Source organism: Flavobacterium mekongense (assembly GCF_047038255.1).
Lineage (GTDB): Bacteria > Bacteroidota > Bacteroidia > Flavobacteriales > Flavobacteriaceae > Flavobacterium > Flavobacterium mekongense.
Genome location: NZ_CP174374.1, coordinates 2,628,178 through 2,650,088, shown reverse-complemented (window position 1 = coordinate 2,650,088; position 21,911 = coordinate 2,628,178). Strand labels below are relative to the sequence as shown.

21 protein-coding genes, 3 tRNA genes and 1 riboswitch are annotated in these 21,911 nt (G+C 36.9%); of the genes, 9 read left to right on the top strand and 15 right to left on the bottom strand.

Features of this window, described 5'->3' with window-relative positions; genetic code table 11:
* Positions 1–3: 3 nt before the first annotated feature.
* The 3 genes from ACJG85_RS11520 to rmuC form a co-directional block, all read right to left on the bottom strand.
* The gene (locus ACJG85_RS11520) at positions 4–2,454 is read right to left on the bottom strand and encodes an FG-GAP-like repeat-containing protein (RefSeq protein ID WP_409680347.1); all 2,451 of its coding nucleotides are present in this window, start codon (positions 2,452–2,454) and stop codon (positions 4–6) included.
* 28 nt (positions 2,455–2,482) lie between these two features.
* A complete protein-coding gene (locus ACJG85_RS11515; protein ID WP_409680350.1) occupies positions 2,483–3,610 on the bottom strand; it encodes a hypothetical protein in 1,128 nt (375 codons plus the stop codon).
* Between the two features lie 134 nt (positions 3,611–3,744).
* Positions 3,745–5,070, bottom strand: a complete 1,326-nt coding sequence (rmuC, locus tag ACJG85_RS11510; RefSeq protein ID WP_412476462.1) for a DNA recombination protein RmuC — start codon at positions 5,068–5,070, stop codon at positions 3,745–3,747.
* 149 nt (positions 5,071–5,219) lie between these two features.
* Between rmuC and ACJG85_RS11505 the strand changes: the two genes are divergently transcribed.
* The 3 genes from ACJG85_RS11505 to ACJG85_RS11495 all read left to right on the top strand — a co-directional run bounded on the left by ACJG85_RS11505 (position 5,220) and on the right by ACJG85_RS11495 (position 7,295).
* Positions 5,220–6,179 (top strand): DUF4476 domain-containing protein, encoded by a 960-nt coding sequence (locus tag ACJG85_RS11505; protein ID WP_409680355.1) that lies wholly within the window; start codon positions 5,220–5,222, stop codon positions 6,177–6,179.
* A gap of 68 nt (positions 6,180–6,247) precedes the next feature.
* On the top strand, positions 6,248–6,817 hold the full coding sequence (locus ACJG85_RS11500) for a pseudouridine synthase (protein WP_412476461.1): 570 nt from the start codon (positions 6,248–6,250) through the stop codon (positions 6,815–6,817).
* Between the two features lie 25 nt (positions 6,818–6,842).
* Positions 6,843–7,295 carry a tRNA (cytidine(34)-2'-O)-methyltransferase gene (locus ACJG85_RS11495; protein ID WP_412464258.1) on the top strand — a complete coding sequence of 151 codons (453 nt, stop codon included), beginning with the start codon at positions 6,843–6,845 and terminating at the stop codon, positions 7,293–7,295.
* An 8-nt stretch (positions 7,296–7,303) separates the two neighbouring features.
* Here ACJG85_RS11495 and ACJG85_RS11490 read toward each other — a convergent pair whose 3' ends face one another.
* Genes ACJG85_RS11490 through ACJG85_RS11480 form a run of 3 tightly spaced genes read right to left on the bottom strand, consistent with a single transcriptional unit; the run spans position 7,304 to position 10,256 of the window.
* A complete protein-coding gene (locus tag ACJG85_RS11490; protein ID WP_412464257.1) occupies positions 7,304–8,089 on the bottom strand; it encodes an ABC transporter ATP-binding protein in 786 nt (261 codons plus the stop codon).
* The gene (locus ACJG85_RS11485; protein WP_409680367.1) at positions 8,090–9,118 is read right to left on the bottom strand and encodes an iron chelate uptake ABC transporter family permease subunit; all 1,029 of its coding nucleotides are present in this window, start codon (positions 9,116–9,118) and stop codon (positions 8,090–8,092) included.
* 1 nt (position 9,119) lies between these two features.
* Positions 9,120–10,256: an ABC transporter substrate-binding protein gene (locus tag ACJG85_RS11480; protein ID WP_412476460.1), complete on the bottom strand. Its 1,137-nt coding sequence runs from the start codon at positions 10,254–10,256 to the stop codon at positions 9,120–9,122.
* Between the two features lie 263 nt (positions 10,257–10,519).
* A riboswitch (cobalamin riboswitch) is annotated at positions 10,520–10,781 on the top strand.
* 155 nt (positions 10,782–10,936) lie between these two features.
* On the opposite strand from ACJG85_RS11480, the gene ACJG85_RS11475 reads away from it, so the two are divergent.
* Positions 10,937–12,889 carry a TonB-dependent receptor plug domain-containing protein gene (locus ACJG85_RS11475; protein ID WP_412464254.1) on the top strand — a complete coding sequence of 651 codons (1,953 nt, stop codon included), beginning with the start codon at positions 10,937–10,939 and terminating at the stop codon, positions 12,887–12,889.
* Positions 12,890–12,955: 66 nt separating this feature from the next.
* On the opposite strand, the gene ACJG85_RS11470 is transcribed toward ACJG85_RS11475, so the two are convergent.
* On the bottom strand, positions 12,956–14,356 hold the full coding sequence (locus ACJG85_RS11470) for a S41 family peptidase (protein WP_409680376.1): 1,401 nt from the start codon (positions 14,354–14,356) through the stop codon (positions 12,956–12,958).
* A gap of 122 nt (positions 14,357–14,478) precedes the next feature.
* Here ACJG85_RS11470 and ACJG85_RS11465 point away from each other — a divergent pair, with 122 nt between their 5' ends.
* Genes ACJG85_RS11465 through ACJG85_RS11450 form a run of 4 tightly spaced genes read left to right on the top strand, consistent with a single transcriptional unit; the run spans position 14,479 to position 16,516 of the window.
* On the top strand, positions 14,479–14,988 hold the full coding sequence (locus tag ACJG85_RS11465) for an RNA polymerase sigma factor (protein ID WP_409680379.1): 510 nt from the start codon (positions 14,479–14,481) through the stop codon (positions 14,986–14,988).
* Complete coding sequence (locus tag ACJG85_RS11460) at positions 14,975–15,421, top strand: hypothetical protein (protein WP_409680382.1); 447 nt, start codon at positions 14,975–14,977, stop codon at positions 15,419–15,421. The genes ACJG85_RS11465 and ACJG85_RS11460 overlap by 14 nt, the downstream gene beginning before the upstream one ends.
* A gap of 14 nt (positions 15,422–15,435) precedes the next feature.
* A complete protein-coding gene (locus tag ACJG85_RS11455; RefSeq protein WP_409680385.1) occupies positions 15,436–15,975 on the top strand; it encodes a DUF4252 domain-containing protein in 540 nt (179 codons plus the stop codon).
* Between the two features lie 7 nt (positions 15,976–15,982).
* Positions 15,983–16,516, top strand: a complete 534-nt coding sequence (locus tag ACJG85_RS11450) for a DUF4252 domain-containing protein (protein ID WP_412476459.1) — start codon at positions 15,983–15,985, stop codon at positions 16,514–16,516.
* A gap of 43 nt (positions 16,517–16,559) precedes the next feature.
* Here the strand turns inward: ACJG85_RS11450 and ACJG85_RS11445 are convergent, their stop codons facing one another.
* The 7 genes from ACJG85_RS11445 to ACJG85_RS11415 form a co-directional block, all read right to left on the bottom strand.
* Entirely contained in the window at positions 16,560–17,003 is a 444-nt protein-coding gene (locus tag ACJG85_RS11445; protein WP_409680391.1) for a sterol desaturase family protein, read from the bottom strand.
* Positions 17,004–17,007: 4 nt separating this feature from the next.
* Positions 17,008–17,847, bottom strand: a complete 840-nt coding sequence (locus ACJG85_RS11440) for a phytoene/squalene synthase family protein (protein ID WP_409680394.1) — start codon at positions 17,845–17,847, stop codon at positions 17,008–17,010.
* A gap of 12 nt (positions 17,848–17,859) precedes the next feature.
* The gene (locus tag ACJG85_RS11435) at positions 17,860–19,317 is read right to left on the bottom strand and encodes a phytoene desaturase family protein (protein ID WP_412476458.1); all 1,458 of its coding nucleotides are present in this window, start codon (positions 19,315–19,317) and stop codon (positions 17,860–17,862) included.
* Positions 19,318–19,365: 48 nt separating this feature from the next.
* The gene (locus ACJG85_RS11430) at positions 19,366–20,262 is read right to left on the bottom strand and encodes a MerR family transcriptional regulator (RefSeq protein WP_409680400.1); all 897 of its coding nucleotides are present in this window, start codon (positions 20,260–20,262) and stop codon (positions 19,366–19,368) included.
* A gap of 190 nt (positions 20,263–20,452) precedes the next feature.
* Positions 20,453–20,534: transfer RNA gene (locus ACJG85_RS11425), tRNA-Leu, on the bottom strand.
* A 40-nt stretch (positions 20,535–20,574) separates the two neighbouring features.
* A tRNA-Lys gene (locus ACJG85_RS11420) sits at positions 20,575–20,647 on the bottom strand.
* 23 nt (positions 20,648–20,670) lie between these two features.
* Positions 20,671–20,743, bottom strand: a tRNA-Lys gene (locus ACJG85_RS11415).
* A gap of 127 nt (positions 20,744–20,870) precedes the next feature.
* Between ACJG85_RS11415 and ACJG85_RS11410 the strand changes: the two genes are divergently transcribed.
* A complete protein-coding gene (locus ACJG85_RS11410) occupies positions 20,871–21,389 on the top strand; it encodes a shikimate kinase (protein WP_409680403.1) in 519 nt (172 codons plus the stop codon).
* Here the strand turns inward: ACJG85_RS11410 and ACJG85_RS11405 are convergent.
* On the bottom strand, positions 21,381–21,878 hold the full coding sequence (locus ACJG85_RS11405; RefSeq protein ID WP_409680406.1) for a phosphoribosyltransferase domain-containing protein: 498 nt from the start codon (positions 21,876–21,878) through the stop codon (positions 21,381–21,383). The two genes, ACJG85_RS11410 and ACJG85_RS11405, sit on opposite strands and share 9 nt — an antisense overlap.
* Between the last annotated feature and the right edge of the window lie 33 nt (positions 21,879–21,911).

Here is a 21,911-nt window from a genome sequence, read left to right as displayed (position 1 = left end):
GATTTATTCTTTAATGAATTTTTGAGAGTAATCTTTACCATTGCTGTCTCTTAACATCAAGATGTAAGTTCCTTTGGCAAGATGATTAACGGTTAGAGTTTGGTTAGTCACTTGGGTTTGGTGAACCATTCTTCCGCTTAAATCGTATACTTGAGCCGTAACAAATTCAACCGGATTAGCAGTGTTGATTGCAATGTTGATAGTGTTTTTTACCGGGTTAGGGTATACGGTGAATACTGAACTTTCAAAGGCATCAATTCCTAAAGTAGCACCTTCCACTACATTTAATGGTTGGTTTGGAGTTACGTTATTATAAGTATCAACAATACCTGAAGGCCATTTGATGATAACTTGGTTGATTACGTTGTGAGTTCCCAGTCCGAAGTGAGCGTTTAATGTACTCATGTAGCGGAATCCTTCACCACTGCGTATATCTCTGATTTGTTTGCCCCATGGGCCGTAAATTTCTACGCGAGCACCAATTCCGTTTCTGTTGCTTTGAATGCCTTGTAAAGTTACTTTCAACCAATTGTTGCCATTTGGTACTCCGTATCTAATAGTTGACCCGTTTTGGATGTCTAAGAAACCATCGTTGTTTAAGTCACCTACAGCACCAACACTAATAGCATTGTAACCTACAGGAGCAAAAACATTGTTTCCTTGGTTGAACATAATTTTATTACCGCCACCTAAAACATCAACTTTACCATCATTATCAAAATCGTAAGCAATATTATCAATGTTGGTTGAAGTATTGGTGTCCCAACCTGAACCTGCTGTGATGTTGGTGAAAGCAATTGTATTAGTGTCTTTGTTGTTTCTGAAGAATTTATGAGTTCCTGCACTGGCTGTAATAATGACATCCATGTCATCATCATTATCAAAATCAGCTATGGCAGATGACCATGTTTGAATAGGAGTTACATTGATACCGGCTTGAGCGGAAATATCCGTAAAAACACCATTACCGTCATTTCTGTGCAATTCACATGGAGGACCGGAACATTTTGAGATAAACATATCTAAATCACCGTCATTGTCCATGTCTGTCCATAATGAAGCATAATTTCCTCCGCTTGGAGTGATACCTAACATATAAGCTCCCGGAGTTCCGGATTGGTAGTAAGTCATGTTAGCATTCCCATCATTCAAGTAATAAACATTAGGGTCAATATCGTGACAAGAGAAAGCATCTAAGTGACCATCATTATTGATGTCTACAAAGTTGGTTCTTTGACAGAAAATATAATCAGAAGGGTTAATATTGGTATATGATGTACCGTTGTTTGCCGATCTCCAAAAAGTTAGTCCGGAGCCGCTTCCTAAAAGTAAGTCATTGTATCCGTCTTTGTTGTAATCACCGGCAGCCAAACTCCATGAAGGCATATCACTGGTGCCTGTAATAGGGAAATCAGTAACGGTAAAAGAACCCGGAGTGTTACCTTGGAAATGAACTCTAAGGTTGTTGTTACTAACACCAACAATATCATCTTTAAAATCACCATTCATATCTACAATACAGATATTGTAACCACTATTGATAGTTGAAACAGTTTGGTTGTTATAAGTGATAGGAATTACAATAGGTGTTTCGTTGATTTGAAAATCAAAACCTGCGGTACTCCATTTGTTATCCCATACAATGTAATAAGTAGTGCCGGCAGAGGCAATAAATGTATAAGTTGATAAATAGGAATTGGTATTTCCAAAATTACAAGCCAAAACTCCCGAATTGTCATCGCTTCCAACACAAGTTAATCCTGAGGTACAATTTCCTGAATACACATTTAAATTGGTGTCTTTACAAAGATTTGCTGCCAAATCAGAAGTAATTGTTACATTAGCATTAACTGTTGGAGTGTAAGAATACCATTTAGATAAAGAAGTTGTAGAGCAACTGGTATTGATATTGGTTTGATCAATTGCAGCAACTGTAGTTGTACCTGCACTTACAGCTATAGCTGCATTACAAGGGTTGTAACCAGCCGGGATTTCAGTTAACTGAAAGTTGAATCCGACAGATTCATATCGGTTGTCCCATACTATGTAATAAGTTTGACCGGCAACAGCATTAAATGTGGCTTTGGAAAGATAGGTGTTGGTATTACCTGAATTACAAGCCAATACTCCCGAGTCGTCATCTGCTACAACGCAAGTCATAGTTGTACAATTACCGGTGTAAATTCTAAGTCTGGTATCTCTACACAAGTTTTCTTGTAAATCAGATGATACAGTAACAGTGTAATTTTGAGAGGGTGTGTAAGCGTACCATTCTACAGCTGTTACATTAGAATTGTTGTAAGTACAAGTGGTAGCGGGTAAACCGGCACCGTCTATTGTACTGATAGTAAAAGTTCCTGCTGTTGTGATTGGAATAGCTGAGGCACAATTATCTTGTGCAAAAGTCAAACCGCTTACAGCCAACAAAAAAAATAAAAATGTAATTTTTTTCATATTATTGAGTTATTGGATTGGTTTTAAGTTACGGACAATTTTGTAATGAGTTGATCCACTCTTCAATTAAGGCAACCCCTTCATCATGAATTAATGATCTGCCATGTAAAGGCATCATATAACTTTCGTTAGTAGTGTTAATTCTGAAAAACAGCATTGATTGAGAGGGTTTACTTGGTGTGACAAGGTTACTCAACTCCGGATCAAAATCTTGCATATCTACAGTAGGAACACAAATTCCCATGTTGCTTTGACCGTTAAGACCTCCGGTTTCAGTAAAGCTCAATCTTAATGGTCTGTAATCACAATGTCCGGTTTCTTTGTGACAATGGGCACAGTTGATATCAAAATAAGAGCGAACTCGTTTTTCCAGTGGCTGAGTAGCATCGTTATAATTAATCGTTGTATGTTCCGGTGTTGGGAAAGCAAAATTGTTTTCCAAATAACCTTGTTCAATCCATTTGGTCAATTGATTTTTGGTTTCACTACCATAATTGTAATTGAAGTTAAGGTTTTGCGGTTTAATACCGATAGGAATAAAGGTAGTTACTTCTTGACCGCCAACATCTTGCTTATACTTATGACAAACTATACATTGGGCTTCAGATGGAATTCTGTAATTAACATTGCGAACCACATTGTTGTCATCCTTAAAAGTTAGTTGTTTGTAGCTTCCATTCAAGTCCAAGAAGGCTTCTGTTTGATCATCGTTCCAAACATAATCAGCAAAAATCCAACCATCAGCCTTGCGAATCATGATACGTGTCTCTATAATCAACGGCGTATCAGAGGGTTGAATTTTATCGTAATAAAAGTTTTTAATTATGGCTGCACCAACCGGTAATTCCAATATTTTGTCATCGCCGTTAAAAGTCGCTTTTGTTCCTTCAGGCATCCAAACGAAACGTTTTTTGTGGGCATAATCACTAAATAGAATACTGGCAGGTTCATAAGGAATAACATTTAGAGAAGGAGTCAGATTCTTTAAATCGCCATCAAAAAAATGATAATCCGATAATTTTGGATAAGGTACCTGAGTTAAATCAACAACTACAGGCGAAACAGGCGTATAATCTTCATCATCGTTGTCAGAACATGAAGAGAAAACAGTCAATGTAAAGACCAAAAGCAGTGCTTGTAAGTAATTCTTTTTCATATAATTTTTAAAATGCAGTCCAAATATAACAATATTTTGGTAACAATCTAAAAATTAACAAAATTCCTGTTATTACTTTCGGTATTTTTATGAAAAAAATAGGTTTTGTGTTTTTTTACGTCGAAAAATGAATTTTATTCTGAATCTTTATTCGCTCGTTGGAGTATGTTATCTGGTATGGCTTTTTTAGCTTTGGCGCCCATTTTTTTCAGTTTTTCAACACTGTTTATCAGGTTGCCTTTTCCGTCAAAAAGTTTGTTCATGGCATTGCCGTATTCCACTTTTGCTTCATCCATTTTTTTGCCGATTTTAACCAAATCTGATACAAAACCTTCAAATTTATCATATAAAGCACCTGCTTGACGCGCGATTTCCAAAGCATTTTCTTGTTGCTTTTGATTGGTCCACATACTGTCGATGGTACGCAAAGTTGCCAGCAAAGTTGAAGGTGTTACTATCACTATATTTTTTTCAAAAGCCTTATTATACAGGCTTGTGTCGTCGTTTAAGGCGAGGGCAAAAGCGGATTCAATCGGGATGAAAAGCAATACAAAATCCGGACTTTCCATTTGGTACAAATCGTGGTAATTTTTGTCACTCAATTGATCTACGTGTCTTTTGATAGCGATGACATGTTCCTTGAGGTGTTGTGCTTTTTCGGTCTCGTCTTCGGAGTTGATATAACGCTCGTAAGCCGTTAAAGTTACTTTAGAGTCAACTATCATTTTCTTTCCATCCGGTAAGTTGATTACCACATCCGGAAATAAACGATTGCCTTCTTCGTTCACAAAGCTTTGTTGAACTTCATATTCTCTGCCTTTTTCGAGGCCTGATTTTTCTAAAACTCGCTCCAAAACCAACTCTCCCCAATTCCCCTGCATTTTGCTGTCGCCTTTGAGTGCTTTGGTTAGGTTTAAAGTTTCTTTGCTCATTTGCTCATTCATTTCACGCAAGCCCAAAATTTGTTGACGCAGCGCTGCATGGTAATCAATGCTTTCTTTGTGGGTGTCTTCAACCTTCTTTTCAAACAATTGGATTTTGTCTTGTAAAGGCGATAGTATGTTCTTGAGGTTTTCTTTGTTTTGTTCGGTAAACTTTACCGTCTTCTCTTCTAAGATTTTATTGGCCAAGTTTTCAAACTCTTTGGTGAATTTTTCTTGTAGCTTTTCTACTTCTTCTTTTCGTTCTTTGTTTCGCTCCCAAAGATTCTCAAAATCAGTCTCTTTTTTTGATAATTGTATGGCTAGTTCTTCCTTTTCAGTACGAATGTTTTCGCGTTCTTGAATGGTTTGACCGACTTGGTTTTTGAGTTGCTCGATTTGTTGCAATAAGCCATTTACTTTTTCTTCTAATGAAGCTTTATCCGATTTGGATTGTGCGGCAAAAAGTGTTTTACCGATGAAAATGCCGATTACTAAGGCAATTACAAAAGATATGATTATCATCAGATTATCGTCCATACTATTCCTAACAATTTAAGGTCTAAATATACAGTGTTTTAAATAAAAATTATCGCTAATTTGAAAATTGTTTCCTAAATTGGCATCGTTTTTGAAAAGTGCCTTTTTAGAAATAAACAATTAATAAACCGATTAAACCACTTTAAGCTATGATTAGAAAAATTACCTTTTCAGCTTTGTTGCTGATAACTTCACTTTCTTATGCTCAATTAGGACCGGTAGGTCACTTGACTATTTTTTCGGAAGATGGTGATAAGTTTACCTTAATTCTTAATGGTGAAGTTATTAATGATGTTCCGCAAACCAATCTGAGAGTGGAAGATTTGAACCAACCGTATTACAATGCTAAGATTAAATTTGAGGACAAAACTTTAATGGACATCACCAAAAACAACCTTATGCTTACTGATGTTGATGGTGTTTTTGCCGATGTTACCTACAAGATTAAGAGAGATAAAAACAACAAGACCAAAATGAAGTTAAACTATTTTTCTTCTATCCCGGTTCAACCTGATTTTATCCCGCCTTCCAATGTACATGTTATTCACTACGGACAACCTCGCCCTGTTCCTGTGGCTGTTCCGGTGCAACAACCGGTTAGAGGTGTAACTCAAACTACCACTACTACCACTACCCAAACTGGAGGCGCAAGTGTGGGTGTTGGGGTTAATGTTGGTGGTGTAAACATGGGAGTAACTATCAATGATAATATGGGCGGCGGAGCTGTTACCCAAACCACAACTACCACCACTACTGTTGGAGGAAGTCACGCTATTGATTATGATGCTCCTGCACCGGTTAGGGGTTGTAATGGCAGAAGTTGTATGACTCCGGCTAATTTCAACGCGGCATTAGCCACTATTAAAAAGCAAAGTTTTGAGGACACTCAATTGAAAACGGCAAAACAAGTAATTGCGGCTAACTGTTTGAATGTTGACCAAATTATCCAAATTGCCAATACTTTCAGTTTTGAAGACAATAAATTAGAGTTTGCCAAGTTTGCCTACGATTACTGTATCGAGCCAAGAAATTATTTCAAATTAAATGGTATTTTTTCTTTCAGCAGTAATGTAGATGAGTTGTCAGATTATGTGCAAAGCCGACAATAATTTCGTGAAATAATACATTTTAAGACCATCCATTGTGATGGTCTTTTTATTTTTGCTCAAATTTTATCATGAAACACCAACATTTTTTACTGCACAAACCCAACGGCTATTTGAGTCAGTTTGTCTACGAAAAAAAGCGTCACAAGAAATTATTGGGAGAACTGTATAATTTTCCCGAAGGCACAATGGCGATTGGTCGTTTGGATGAAGATTCTGAGGGCTTGCTGCTGCTAACTACCGATGGCATGGTGAGTGAAATTGTGAGAAGCAAAACCATCGAGAAAGAATATTATGCCCAAGTGGACGGCATTATTACACCTGAAGCAATAACTCAATTAGAGAGAGGAGTTGAAATTGGTTTTAAAGGGATTCGCTATACTACGAAACCTTGTCAAGCTAAGTTTATTACTCAATGTCCCGATTTTATAGGCGAGGGTAGAAGAATTCGAGATGAACGCCACGGACCCACCAGTTGGATTTCGATTATTTTAACGGAAGGCAAATTTCGTCAAGTCAGAAAAATGACAGCAGCGGTAGGATTTCCTACTTTACGATTGGTGAGAATTCGAGTAGGAAGCCTAACTTTGCATAATCTAAAAGCGGGCGAAGTACAGCCCGTAAGCGAATTCAATCTTTAAAGGGTCTAAAAACTTAACAATCTAAATGCTTAACATAGTTTTAGTTGAACCAGAAATTCCCAACAATACCGGTAATATCGGTCGTTTGTGCGTGGGAACCGAAAGCCGTTTACACTTAGTTAAACCTTATGGCTTTGAAATCACAGATAAAAACCTAAAGCGTTCCGGTTTGGATTATTGGGTGCATTTAGACTGGAAGGAATATGACAATGTTCAAGATTGGATTGCGCAAATTCCCGAGAAATCCAGAGTGTTTTTGATGAGTTCTCATGCTACTAAATCGCTTTACGAAACCGAATTTCAAGACGAAGATTGGTTGGTTTTTGGTAAAGAAAGCATTGGATTGAGTCAAGAAGTTTTAGCCCAATTTGAAAACCATTTAACCATTCCTATGTCTAAACTCATTCGCAGTTATAATATTGCCAATTCTGTTGCCTTTGTAGTGGGTGAAGCGAAAAGACAACTTAGCATGAAGTAGTTAAAAACTCAGGAAATCACAAACTTTCCTTTTTCACCATCAAAGGAGATGGAATTATCCTTGAAAAGCGCATTAAAAACGCCTTTAGAAATTAAATTACAAGGTTGGTCGTGATAAACTTTATTTTCGGTCATGACTATCATTTGATCACTGAGTTGGATGGCTAAGTCAACATCATGGGTAGAAAACAGTATACATTTTTTAGTTTCCTGCGACAACTTCTTTAATAATTTAAAAACTGAAACTTTGTGCAGTAAGTCTAAGTGTGTGGTAGGTTCATCTAAAATAATCAGCGGTGTGTCTTGAGCCAAAGCCCTGGCAATTAGTACAATTTGCAATTGCCCGTCACTGATTTCAAAATGTTTTTTGGCAACCAAATGTTTTATTTGAGTTAATTCAATGGCTTGTTCGATTTTTGAACGGTCTTCTCCCGATAGTTGTCCAAGCCAATTGGTGTAGGGTTGTCTGCCCAAGGCGATCAATTCGTAAACCGATAAATTATTCGGGGGTAATTTTTCAGTTAAAACCAAGCTTAATTCTTGAGCCAAGGCTGCAGTCGGTATTTGGTGAATGTTCTTCCCATTCAAACAAACCAAACCTTGTAGGGGTTTTTGAATACCGGTTATAGTTCGCAGTAAGGTAGATTTTCCGATGCCATTGGCGCCAACCAAGGCAATAAGTTGTCCTGCTGCCAATTCCAAATTTAGGTTTTCAGCAATGGTATGGTTTACGCCTTTGGTATGATAACCAATGCTCAACTCTTTTGTGGCAATTATGTTTGTATCGGTATTCATTTAAGACAAACTTTTCTTTCTAACAATCAACCAAACCACCACAGGTGCGCCAATAATTGAAGTAATGGCATTGATTGGCAAGGTAAACTCGAAGCCCGGCATTTGCGAAACAGTATCACAAAAAAGCATGATAATGGCACCTATGAGCAAGGTGCTTCCAAATAAAATTCGATGATTGCTGGTTTGAAAAACCAATTTCGACAAATGTGGAACGGCCAAACCTACAAAGGCAATGGGTCCGGCAAAAGCGGTAATGCTTCCGGCTAAAATACTCGTAGATAATATGATGGCATAGCGGGCTTTTTTGATGTCTAAGCCCATACTTTTTGCATAATTTTCACCTAATAGTAAAGCATCTAATGGTTTTAAAGTAAGTAGACTCAGGAACAAACCCAAAGCTACTGAAAGGGCAAGTAACATGATGCTTTCCCAAGATAAGTTACCGATGCTTCCCATCGACCAGAAAGTGTATTTTTGCAGTTGCTCGGCTGTGCTAAAGTAGCTAAATACACTAACAATGGCGCCGGTAAAACTACTGAACATTAACCCAACAATAAGAATAGACATTGTATCTCTTAATCGTTGTGAAACCACCAAGATCATCAGTAAAACAAATAAACTTCCCAAACAGGAAGCCAAGATGATTCCGTAAGAGGACAATAAGAATTGTGAAAGAAAAGGAGGTAAAAAGCCTGCGCCCAGTAACACAAAGGCTACGCCCAAACTCGAACCGGAACTTAGACCTAATACATAAGGTCCGGCCATTGGGTTTCTGAAAAAGGTTTGCATTAATAATCCGCTGACAGATAATCCCATACCAACTAAAATGGCAGTAATGGCTTTAGGCAACCTGAAATTTACAATGATGTACTCCCAAGTGTCTTTTTCGGCCTGACCGCCCAACAAACTTTTAAAAACTTCCTTTACCGGAATCGATACTTGCCCCAAAGAAATATTCGAGAGCAATGACAACAACAAGAGCAATGTCAAAGCGCTAAAGAGTACTGTATTTCGACTTTGTTTTTTCAAATTATTGCAGTTTCTCGAAAAAAAAGGGTTGGTAACTTTTCAAGAGTTCAGGATGTAAAATCTTCACTATATCTTTCAAAACAATATCAGGACGGTTAGGAGCCAATTCGTAATACAATATGCCTCCGGTTTTTCCCTTCCTGCCGCTGAACGAATATACATTTTTATTTTGGAATGCTTTAAATTGACTGTAATGTGGATTGGCTGTTGTCATTTCTTTCAAAGAGGCAAATTGTCCCGATGTAATCCAAATATCGGCTTGTTGGGCTTTTTCAAATACGGCTTCAAATGAAAGAGATAAACTCCCAGTTCCTGTAGTTTCAGCCCATAAATATTGCCCTTTAGCTTCTTTTAAAAGCAAACTGCCCCAACTGTTGCCTTTGGGCAAATACCAACGGTCTTCAAACATGTCTCCGGCCAATATGGTTGGAGTTTGCTGGGCACTTTGCGCTATTTGTATGGTTTTTAAATACTCTTTTTCAATTTTCGTAAAGATAGCCTCTGCCTTTTTTTGCTGTCCGTATAAAGCGCCGAAAAACTTAATCCACTCGGCTTTGCCTAATGGAGTTTCTTCATTCCAATCACCATTTAGTATGACTTTTAAACCGCTTTTTTGCAAATTGTCCAAGGTTGGATTGTTATTGTCAATTCCGTAACCGATAATTACATCGGGTTGTAAATTCAAAATCACTTCGGTATTCAAGCTCTGATTCATTCCCAATTCTTTGACTTTTCCGGCTTCAATTCGGGCCCTGACCTTTTCGGATGAAATGTAATCCAAGTGTGGAAAACCTACTAATGTTTTCTCTTTTTTGAGCATTTCCAACGATGGAATATGTGTGGTTGAAGTAACCACTATGCTTTTAATCGGTACCGAAATTACAGGGTTTTGTTTTAAACTATCGGGAATGTTGCCGTTTTTTTCTTTTAAGATGTAAGTATAAGTTTTTGTTGCTTTCGGCCAAGGATTTTTAACGGTTACTATGGTATAACCTTCATAGTTTCGGACGGAAAACCCTTTGGCGTAGCGAATGGTATTTTGGGAAGTGATTTGTTGATCAGTTACAGTCTCTTTTTTACATTGCGTAAAAATGACCCCTAACAGCAATACAGTCAAAAAGCGAAGACAGGTTCTCATCCAATTATTTTTTTGCAAAAATAGAAGATTGTTGTCGAATATTTTGAGTCTTGTAACATTTGATGCCAAACCAAGATTTTCATCTTCTTAATTTTACTGAAAAATATAGTCATGAGAGACGATTCTAATACTTTTATGTACCTGGTTGGCGGTATTATCTTGTTGCATTTTTTGGTTGGATTTATTTGGTTGATTGTCAAGTTTTCCAAGAAAAAAGACGAATAAATTTGCCTTATTAAGATTGAAATTGCAATATTTCTGTTACATTTGCCCCCGAATTATGGTTGCGCATTTTGAATTTCAAAATCGCATTAAAAGGGAATTTGGTTAAAATCCAAAGCTGTTCCCGCAACTGTAAGCTATCAAGCTTGTTGTTATCTGCAACACCACTGTTTGTGAATTAAGAATTAGGAATTAGGAATTAGGATTTAAATCCTTAATCTCTAAATCCTTAATCCTAAATCAGAACGGGAAGGTCAACAACAAGACGCAAGCCAGGAGACCTGCCTAATTCATTGAGTAACAAACTTTCGGGAAAAAAGGTTTGGGTATGGGTAAATTCTATGCTTTTCTCCCAACATTAGTAATTCAGTAAAATTAAAATGATTTTCTTGGCGTTTCTGAATACTTCAGTCTTGCAGTAAATGATTTTTGATTTTATTGGCAGTGTTTAATTTAAAATGAAAAAAAACAGTACAATCAGTGCGTTCTTCGCATTGGTGGCAACTTGTGCTTGGTCACAAGAGCAGGATTCCGTTAAGGTGAATCCATTGAAAGAAGTGGTCATCTCTGATACCAAATTTGCACAAAGCAAAGAAAAATCAGGTAAAATCATCGAAGTTGTTTCAAGCAAAGATTTAGAGAAAAAAACAGGTCAAAGTTTGGCTACCGTTTTATCTCAAGTGGCTGGTGTTGAAATCAACGGGAACCAATCGGCCAATGGTAAAAACCTCGGTTACTACATTCGCGGCGGAAAGAACAGACAAGTCTTAATTTTAATCGACGGCATTCCGGTAACCGATGCTTCCGGTATTAGTTTAGAGTACGATTTGCGGTTGCTCCCGGTAGAGCAGGTGGAGAGCATAGAAGTCATGAAAGGTGCCGCCAGTACTTTGTATGGAACCGGAGCTGCAACAGGTGTAATCAATATCACCTTGAAAAAAGGTGCTAAAAAAGAAATCGAAGGCAACGCTTACATCAACATTGGTTCCAACAATACTTCGGATAATAAGAAATACAACGGACAAGATTTTAACCAAGGGATTTCGGTTAACGGAAATTTTAAAAAGCTCAATTACTTTGCTGGAATCAACAGTACAGAAAGCGGAAATATGTCGCAAATAGCGGCTCCGAATACCTCAGTTGCTTACGAAGACGATCGCTTTTCCCGTCAGAATGCCATCGCTAAATTTGGTTTTAGAGCAACAGAGAAACTAACGCTGAATTTCTTTGGGAATTATGACCGACTGAAAAATGGTTACGATTTGACTTTCGATAATACCGGCTTTAACGATTCGCCAATTAACACTACAACCTCAGAGCAAGTCCGTTTTGGATTTTCTCCCAAATATCAATACAGTAAAGGGGAATTTATTTTGAATTCAGGTTTCAATAAAATAGTTCGGGATTACACAGAGTTCAACAGTTTCTCCGGTACCACTGATTATTCGGTTTACGAATCCAGAAATGTGGTGCTTGACGGAGTGAACAAGTACAACATCAACAAGAATTTTGCGTTGATTTTTGGTGTGAATTATCAGTTCAATGACATGCTCAGTGAAACGCCTTTCGGGAATATCGAGAACCAATCCACCAAGTTTAATATTATCGATGGGTATTCCACTTTGGTATATCATTTCGATTTTGGTTTGAATATCAATGCCGGTGGTCGATTGAATAATCACAGTGCTTACGGTAATAATTTTGTGTACAATTTTAATCCGTCATACAATTTTAAGACGAGTTTTCCGCTGAAATTGGTAGCTTCTTACAGTACGGCTTATATTACACCGAGTTTGTACCAATTGTATTCTGAATACGGTAATGCCAATTTAACTCCGGAAAAGAATGCTACGGCTGAGGCCGGATTTGAAACGCGTTTGTTGTCTGAAAAACTTCGATTAGAAGCTATTGCATTTTATAGAGACCAAACCAATGCTATCGATTTCTTTTTCAATCCTGACACTTTCGAGTCTTATTATGTTAACATCAACGGAACCAACAAAGCCAAAGGAATTGAAACAGAGGTGTCCTATGAGTTAACTTCACAAGTAAAACTTAACGCCAATTACACTTTTACTCAAGTCGATAAGGATTTGGACCGATTGATTCCGAAGCACAAAGCCAATGCAAGTTTGGATTATCAACCTAACAGCAGAACCTTGTTCAATGTAAACTACCAATATTTTGACACCAGAAATGATGCTTTTTTTGATGGTAGTACGTTTGCCGTTACCGCTGTAAAATTAGACTCTTATCAATTGGTTAACTTTTTGGCCAAATACGAATTGATTAGAGGAAGAATGAGTGTTTTTGCTACAGCTACTAATATTTTAAACGAAACTTTTGTTGAAAATATCGGTTACTCCACCCGAGGAAGAAATTTCAAGTTGGGGTTAAACTTTGTTTTGTAATGTGGGAACAGGTTTAAAATTTTGTTGAAAAAAAGGCTAACTTTCGGGTTAGCCTTTTTGTTTGTCTTATTTACGCTCAATGTACATTTCAGTTCTTAATGGCGACATGGTTTTTGCATCGGCAAAATCACGTTCCGGTTGGCTTGGTCTTGGCGGAGTTGGTCGGCCACTACCTATAATTTGGTTAATAGCGGCATTTAGCAAAGGTTCGCTGGGATTTCCCAAAACGCCTAAATCGTCCATGCTCTCGGGTAATGTCGTAGTAGGTGTAATACCAGCAGTATAATCGCCGAAACCATTTTTGTCTACAATTTTAAGTACAATCGGTTGCATCGCATATTTGTGTCGCGGATTGACATTCTGTTTGGCAAAAGTCGGAGAATCATACAAAGTAATCGAGCCAACGTTTTTACCGGTTGTCGTAGTCCCAATTTGAACTACAGTAATATAAGGTTTTAAGCAATTGATAACCAACTCACTGGCTGAAGCCGTAGCGCTTGAAGTTAAAATATATACTTTATTCAAATTCAAACTGTTGAGGTTGCCCACAAATCGGTTTTCCAAACTCCCCGGATTGTTGTTTTCGTAATAGTTTTGGGCTTTGGCATTCCATTGTTGCTTGGCAAAAAGTTGCCCGGTAAATTGCCCGGTTATCATACTGGCCAATTTGGTAGCTGTACTGATGGAACCACCCGAGTTGTAGCGTAAATCTAAGACCAAATCAGTAACATTTTGTGATTGAAAAGAACCGAAAACAGTATTCAATTGGTTGTCGTAATTCGAATAAAAACCGTTGTACATTAAGTAACCAATTTTGTGAGAACCATTCGTTATTACTGTATTTAGCAAGATTGGATTTTCAGCCAAAGCTGTTTTGGTCAACGAAACCGATTCGCCGCTAGGCGTAATATTGCCACCATCGTAATTGGCTAAATTAACAGTGTAAGTTTCATTAGCCAATAAACTGCGATAATTGTCAACCGTAAGCGGTGTTCCGTTGATGGCATAAAAAATATCTCCTCGTTGAATAGGTTTAGTGGCCGCATCCGAATTTGGAATAATGTAACGAACCCAGCCGTAAATATCGGTTGAACTTCCCGGTTTATAACGCAAGGCGAAGTCCATTCCGTTGTTCAGCGTGTTTCCGGAAAGCGCTCCTTCTAAAATAGAATAATCACTGTAAATAACACTAAATCGGTCAATTGAAGTATCGACTCTTAAGGCATTGAATAAAGTATTGGGTTCTTCAAAACCTTCTAAAAAAGTATTCAGCTGGCTTTGATTAGCAAAACGATCATCGGCCAAATCGGGTACATCAGCTTGCCACAGATAATATAAATTCATTCCTTTCCATACAAAATCTTTAACCTCCAAACTCGCCGGAACGGGGTTATCATCATTATCAGTACAGCTGACGGTAAAGGCCAACAAGCACAACCACAATGCGGTTTTACATAATTTTTTCATAGCAGCTCTTTATTTAATAAACGTAAATTTAATAAGTTTAGATTAATTATTTGTACTTTGTTTGTAACAAAAAAAATCATGGTTCGTCTTGCTGATATAACCGTTAACCAAATGTTGTTTTAATGAACCAAAAAGAGTTTATGCAATTGGTGAATCCTTTTAAGGATAAGGTCTTTCGAATGGCTAAGCGTTTGCTGGTCAGTACGGAAGAGGCCGAAGATGCTACTCAGGAAGTTTTGGTAAAGCTGTGGCATAAAAACAGCAGTTTAGACGAGTATAAAAGTATAGAGGCTGTGGCCATGACAATGACAAAAAACTATTGTTTGGATCAGTTGAAGTCGAAGCGGGCAAGCAATATGCGAATTGTACATAACAATTTTACAGACAGAGAAGCCGGTTTACAGCAACAAGTTGAAGACAAAGACACTTGGCAATGGGTAGAGCGAATAATGAATGACTTGCCGGAACAACAAAAGTTAATAGTTCAAATGCGTGACATTGAAGAAATGGAATTTGAAGAGATTAGCGAAATTCTGGGAATGAATGAGTCGGCCATCAGAACTGCCTTATCAAGAGCCAGAAAAGCGATAAGAGAAACCATGACAAAAACCCATCATTATGGCATTGGATAACATAGAAAAATTAATAGAGAAATACTTCGAAGCAGAAACCACTTTGGCAGAAGAAAAAGAATTAAAGGCCTATTTTTCTTCCGATAATGTTGCTCCGCCTTTAGAGCAATACAAGCCGATTTTTGGTTACGCTGCTAAAGCAAAACAAGAACAGTTTACAGCTGCGATTCCTTTACACACTAAAAAAAGTCATACTTTGCTTTGGATATCTGTAGCAGCCTCTGTGGTAGTTTTGCTTGGTGTAGGTTTTTTTACTTTCAATCATCACAACCAACCGATATCAGAAGATTTCGGAACTTATGATGATCCTGAGGTTGCTTTCAGAGAGACGCAAAAAGCGCTGGACATGATCTCGCAAAGTGTAAACGAAGGCATCGGAAGTATGGACTATTTAAGCGAATACGAACAATCAAAAAACATTATTTTTAAATAAAAAATCAAGAAATCATGAAGAAAATATTTTTAAGTCTGTTATTTTTAGTAGTAACCCATGTAACTTTCGGTCAAAGTGTCTTTGATAAATTTGAAGACCAAGAGAAAATCAGAACAGTTATCGTAAACAAAAAAATGTTTACCCTTTTGAGTAAAATGAAAGTGGAAGACAAAGAAACTCAGCAATATGTTAACCTGATAAAAAAGTTAGACAATCTTAAAGTTTTTGCTACCCAAAGCGATACCAAAGCGGCGGAAATGAAAGCTACAGCCGACAAGTACTTAAAAACTGCCGGGATGGAGGAGTTAATGCGCATAACTGATAAAGGGAAAAGTGTAAAAATTTATGTTAAATCGGGCGCTACAGACTCACAAATTAAAGAGCTGTTGATGTTTGTTGACGGCTCAGGTAATGAAGAAACCGTGTTGATGTCGTTAACTGGGAACTTTGATTTAGACGAGCTTTCAGTACTTACCGAGAAAATGAAATTACCCGGCGGAGACGATTTAAAGAAAGCTTCAAAAGGGGGGAAAGGCCCTAAAGGCAGTAAATAATTCAGTTATGAGACTTGCCTTTTTTACCACCGTTTTATTGTCTTTACTCTTAATGAGTTGTAGCAATGAACCCAGTCTTCAGAAGTATTTTGTAGAGAATTCAGGGAAGAAAGATTTTGTAATGTTAGATGTTTCTACCAGTATCATTAATGTTGACAAAGCGAAGCTAACCCCTGAACAACAAACCGCTTTAGGATCTTTTAAAAAGATGAATATATTGGTCTTTAAGACGAATGATAAAAATGCGGCAGACTACCAATCTGAATCTCAAAAAGTAGGTGAGATACTAAAAGGACAAGAATACCAGGAGTTGATGAAGATTGGTTCCGGTAAGGATGGTGCTTCGGTAAGTTTTGTGGGAGAAGAAGACGATATAGATGAGTTTGTTTTTTTTGCTAAAAATCGTGAAAACGGATTTGCAGTAGTCAGAATACTGGGTGACGATATGAATCCTAATAATATTATGAACATGATTAGCGTTTTGCAAAGTGCAAACGTCGACATGGAGCAATTAAAACCGCTTCAAGGTTTATTAAAATAAATTTCAGTCAATAAAAAATCCCGATTCAATCGGGATTTTTTGTTTATTTTTTAAAATATTTTAAAGGAACAATGAGCATTCCAAAACATTCTCCATCTTCTTTGCCGATGTGTTTGTGGTGCATTTTATGAGCTCTTCTAACGGCTTTGGCGTAGCGGTTGTTAGCGTTACGGAAGAGTTTAAATCTTTGGTGGATAAAAATATCATGAACCATAAAGTAGGCCAAACCATAAGCAAAAATTCCCAATCCGATGGCCAAGCCTACCGCTAAAATATCATTTTGCCATAACAAAAAGAAACCGACACTAACCACCGCATAAAAAATAAAAAAAGCATCATTACGTTCAAACCAAGAGTCGTGGTCTTTTTTGTGATGATCGGCATGCAAGCTCCATAAAAAGCCGTGCATGATGTATTTATGACTAAACCAAGCCATGAATTCCATTACACAAAATGTAATCAAGAAAACTATTATATTTAGTACCATGAATTTATATTAAGTTTAAACGATAATTAACATAGCATTTGGCCAATAACCCAATCTTTTCATAATCAGGTACTCTGATACGGGTGTTTTTAATTTCCATCGAAGGCGTCTTTTTCAATTTAGACAACAGCTTTTTGTAGTAAACAAAAGCCGTATAAACTCCGAATTTGGCTTCCAAAGGTAATTTTAAAATACCTTCAAAACCCACTTGGAAATCCGCTTCAATCTCTTTGATGATTTCGTTCTTGGATTGTTCGTCTAAACGAGACAAATCGGTATTAGGAAAATAAGTTCTGTTTAAATCCTCATAATCAGCTTTCAAATCACGCAGGAAGTTAACTTTTTGAAAAGCCGATCCCAAACGCATGGCGGAGTGTTCCAATTCAGCAAACTTTTTTTCATCACCGTTCACAAATACTTTTAAACACATTAAGCCTACTACATCGGCAGAACCGTAAATGTATTCGTGGTATTCATCATAAGTTTGGTATTCTTTTTTGTGTAAATCCAACTTCATACTTTTCATGAAGGCATCAATCAAAGTATTTGGAATTTGATACTTGTTAACAGTATGCTGAAAAGAATTTAAAATCGGATTTAAACTGATTTTGTTATCCAATGCATCGGCCAAATCTTTCTCAAATCTTTCAAAAAGATGCTCTTTATTGTAATCATGAAAGGTATCTACAATTTCATCGGCAAAGCGGACAAATCCGTAGATGTTGTAAATGTCTTGACGAATACTTGGTGCTAACATTTTAACGGCAGCCGAAAAGGATGTGCTGTAAGACTTTGTTACGTTTTTGCTGCAATCGAAAGAGACGGTGTCAAAAATTGATTTCATAGCATGATTTTTTTAATTTTTTTCAATGAGTTCAGCAACCAGTTTTCCGGAAATTAACGACGGAGGTACGCCGGGTCCGGGAACAGTTAATTGACCGGTAAAAAAAAGATTTTTGACTTTTTTACTTTTCAATTTAGGTCTTAAAAAAGCGGTTTGCAAAAGGGTATTGGCTAACCCATAGGCATTCCCTTTGTACGAATTGTAATCTTTAATGAAATCGTTGACACAGAAAGATTCTTTAAAGATAACATTTTCTTTAACAGTTTGTTGTGTTAATTTTTCAAAACGGGCGATTATTTTTTCAAAATACAAGTTTCTCAGTTCCGCTGTATCTTTTAAGCCCGGTGCTAATGGAATCAAAAATATGCCGGCTTCTTTGCCTTCCGGGGCGGCGTTATCATCTGTTTTAGAAGGAAAACTGGCGTAAAATAAAGGTTCTTTAGGCCACTGTGGGAAATCATAAATGGCTTCCGCATGTTTGTCAAAATCTACATCAAAAAATAAGGAATGATGTTCAACGTTTTCAATTTTTTTATCAAAGCCTACATAAAAAAGTAGGGAAGAAGGGGCAAAAGTTCTTTTGTCCCAGTATTTTTCAGAATAAGCCCTATATTCAGGCTCTAATAAACTTTCGCTATGATGGTAATCGGCGCCGCTTAGGATGATGTCTCCTTTGGCAACAGCTCCGTTGATTAGGATTCCGTTAGCTTTACCGTTTTCTACTGTAATTTTTTCAACATTAGCATTTAAATAGAAAGTTACACCTAATTCTTTGGCTAAACTTTCCATAGCTAATATGACACTGTACATACCATTCTTAGGATGCCATGTTCCCAAACCAAAATCGGCAAAGTTCATAAAACTGTAAAACGATGGCGTGTCTGAAGGTTTTGCGCCTAAAAACAATACCGGAAATTCTAATATTTGAATGAGTTTAGGGTTTTTGAATCTTTTTCGGATGTCATTTGAAATATTGCCAAAGAACTGATTGACTTTTTTGGCAGTTTCCAGAGTAACCAACTCTAAAGGAGAAATTCCCGGACGGTATACTAAATCCTTTATGGCAATATCATAGTTGCTTTGAGCCTCCTTCATAAAAGAAGCTAATTTGACTCCGCTACCTTTTTCTATCGATTCGAAAACAGCAATAATTTCAGGCAAATTATCGGCTATGGTTACAAAATCTTTTTCACCGAAATAGACTTGATAGGCAGGATTGAGTTTGATAAGGTGATAATAGTCTGATGGTTTTTTACCGAAATCAGCAAAAAAACGTTCAAAAACATCCGGCATCCAATACCATGTTGGTCCAATGTCAAAGGTAAAACCTTCTTTTTTGAGCTGACGAGCTCTTCCGCCGATAGTGCTGTTTTTCTCATATACAGCAACTTCATGACCTTGTCGTGCCAAATAACAAGCTGCTGCTAAAGATGAAAAACCGGATCCGATTATTTTAATTTGTTTTCTCATATTGTTTAATAAAAATAGAAAAAAGTTAAACAATAAAAAAATATTTGTTTAGATAAATTCTACTAATTCTTTAATGCTGTTGAAGGTAATGATTTTTTCTGACAATAGTTTAGCATCAATATGCTCAATCATACGTCCGATAAGCCAAAGTTTGGAAGAGTCGACCATAATTTCTGATTGAAGTTCTTTAATGTACGGATTAATTTCTGCTTTGGTTGGTTCTACCGTAGCATAACAGATGTAAATAATGTTGTCGAAATGTTTTTTTAAATCTTTCAAGCTATCTGTCGGAACACTTTCTCCTAAATAGATGGTTTTGTATCCGTGGCTCAATATCTCGTAATTTAAGTACATCAAGCCCAACTCGTGTACTTCATTCATCGGAAGATATAAAACAAACAACTTGTCATCTTTAGTTGGCTCTTGCGATTGAACGACTTCAGTGTTAGTGAGGATTTTTTGCTTGATTAAGTAAGTGATGAAGTGTTCGTGAGCCGGACTGATAGTATTAGTTTGCCATAGTAATCCGATTTCTTGAATCAATGGAATAAATACTTCATAAAAAACATCACGGAATGATTTTTCGGACAATAGTTTGTTGTAGGTATTGAAAAACAATGCCTGATCAAAATTCATCATTGCCAATTTAAAAGAGCTGATCGCATGATGTTTTGCACTTTTATCTGAAATGATTTCGTTTACCAATTGTGGTATCCTGTCTTCGGATAACTTTGAAATTTTCGAAATTTTATATCCGTGATTGTGTAAGAGAGTAATATTTAATAGTTTTTGAAGATTTTCCAAATCATACATTCGGATATTGGTTTCTGTCCTCATAGGTTCCAGCACATTGTACCTTTTCTCCCAAATTCTGATAGTATGTGCTTTTATACCCGATAAGTTTTCCAAGTCTTTGATGCTAAAAACACTTTTAATATTGTTCATCTTTTATTAAAATTAGTTAAACAAAATTAGTAAAATTAATTTACCGCAACTGTTTTTATGCTAAAACTTTCAAAAAAAGGTGAATAGATTAAGAAATTACTCAGTCATTAGTAACTTTCTTGCAGTAGTTTAAACCAATCAGGAGGTAGTGAAATAAAAAAAAACACTCGATTGAGTGTTTTTTTAAATGTGACCACGATCAGATTCGAACTGACACGTCTTGCGACACCACCCCCTCAAGATGGCGAGTCTACCAATTTCTCCACGTGGCCGAAAACAAAAAAAGTCATCCGCTTGGCGAACAACTTTTTGTGACCCGACTGGGGCTCGAACCCAGGACCCCAACATTAAAAGTGTTGTGCTCTACCAACTGAGCTATCGAGTCTTATTGCAAGACAAGAAAAATTGTGACCCGACTGGGGCTCGAACCCAGGACCCCAACATTAAAAGTGTTGTGCTCTACCAACTGAGCTATCGAGTCAATTTCATTTCTTGAATGCGGGTGCAAATATAAGACCTTATTATTTATATTTCAAAGCAATTTTGCTATAAATTTGCCTTTTTTAAAGGATGGTCTGTAATGGCTTAATTTATAAGGTTTTATTGAGATGATAAAAATTGTTTTGGTAGGGTATATGGCTGTAGGGAAGTCGACTATTGGTAAAATACTTGCCGAAAAATTGCAAATGACCTTCTTAGATTTGGATGAAAGTATAGAAAGAAGTGAGGATTTATCTATCAATGAGATTTTCGCAAAGCATGGCGAAATTTATTTCAGAAAAAAAGAGCATCTTGAATTAAAGAAATGGATAACAGCTCCCAACTCTATGGTTATTGCTACCGGAGGAGGAACTCCTTGCTATGCTAACAATCATTTGTTGTTAAACGGAACCGGAATTACATCATTTTTTTTGAAAGCTTCCATTCCGGTTCTCTATGAGCGCTTATTATCAGAGGGTGATAACAGACCATTGGTTTCAGGAAAATCTGAAGATGAATTGAAGGAGTTTATTGCTAAAAATCTTTTTGACCGCAGTTATTTTTATCACCAAGCAACCCACATTGTTTCAGTTGACGGAAAAAGTTCTGAAACTATAGCCGATGAAATACTTCAAAGATTACACTAAATAAGCATGGTCATTGTTGGTTTCAAAAATCACCTGAACGTGTTCTTTTGATGAGGTGGAAAGTGAAAGCCCTTTAAAATCTGCTTTTACCGGATATTTTTTGTGATTTCGGTCAATTAAAACCACAGTTTTAAATTTTTTCACAGGAACGTTCAAAAAGTGTTTGACACCATAAATTAGAGTGGTTCCGGAGTTCAGCACATCATCCACTAAAACAATACACTTATCTTGATACTCCTCCTGACTGATGGAGGTTGTTATGAGGTTGAAAGGATTGGTCTTGTCAATTTTTACTTCACACAAAATAATCTTGTCTTCGGTGATTTCATTTAAAATCTGCCCTATTTTTTGCGCTAAAATATATCCGTTGGCTGCAATACCTGCAATGACCACTTCATTTTCATCAGCAAAGGTTTCATATATCTGATAGGCAATCCTTCTGATTTTGTGTTCAATTTCCTGATGGTTTAGAATGATGTTTTTTGTCATGTTGTGTGTAGTAATTTAAATTATGGTTTCTCA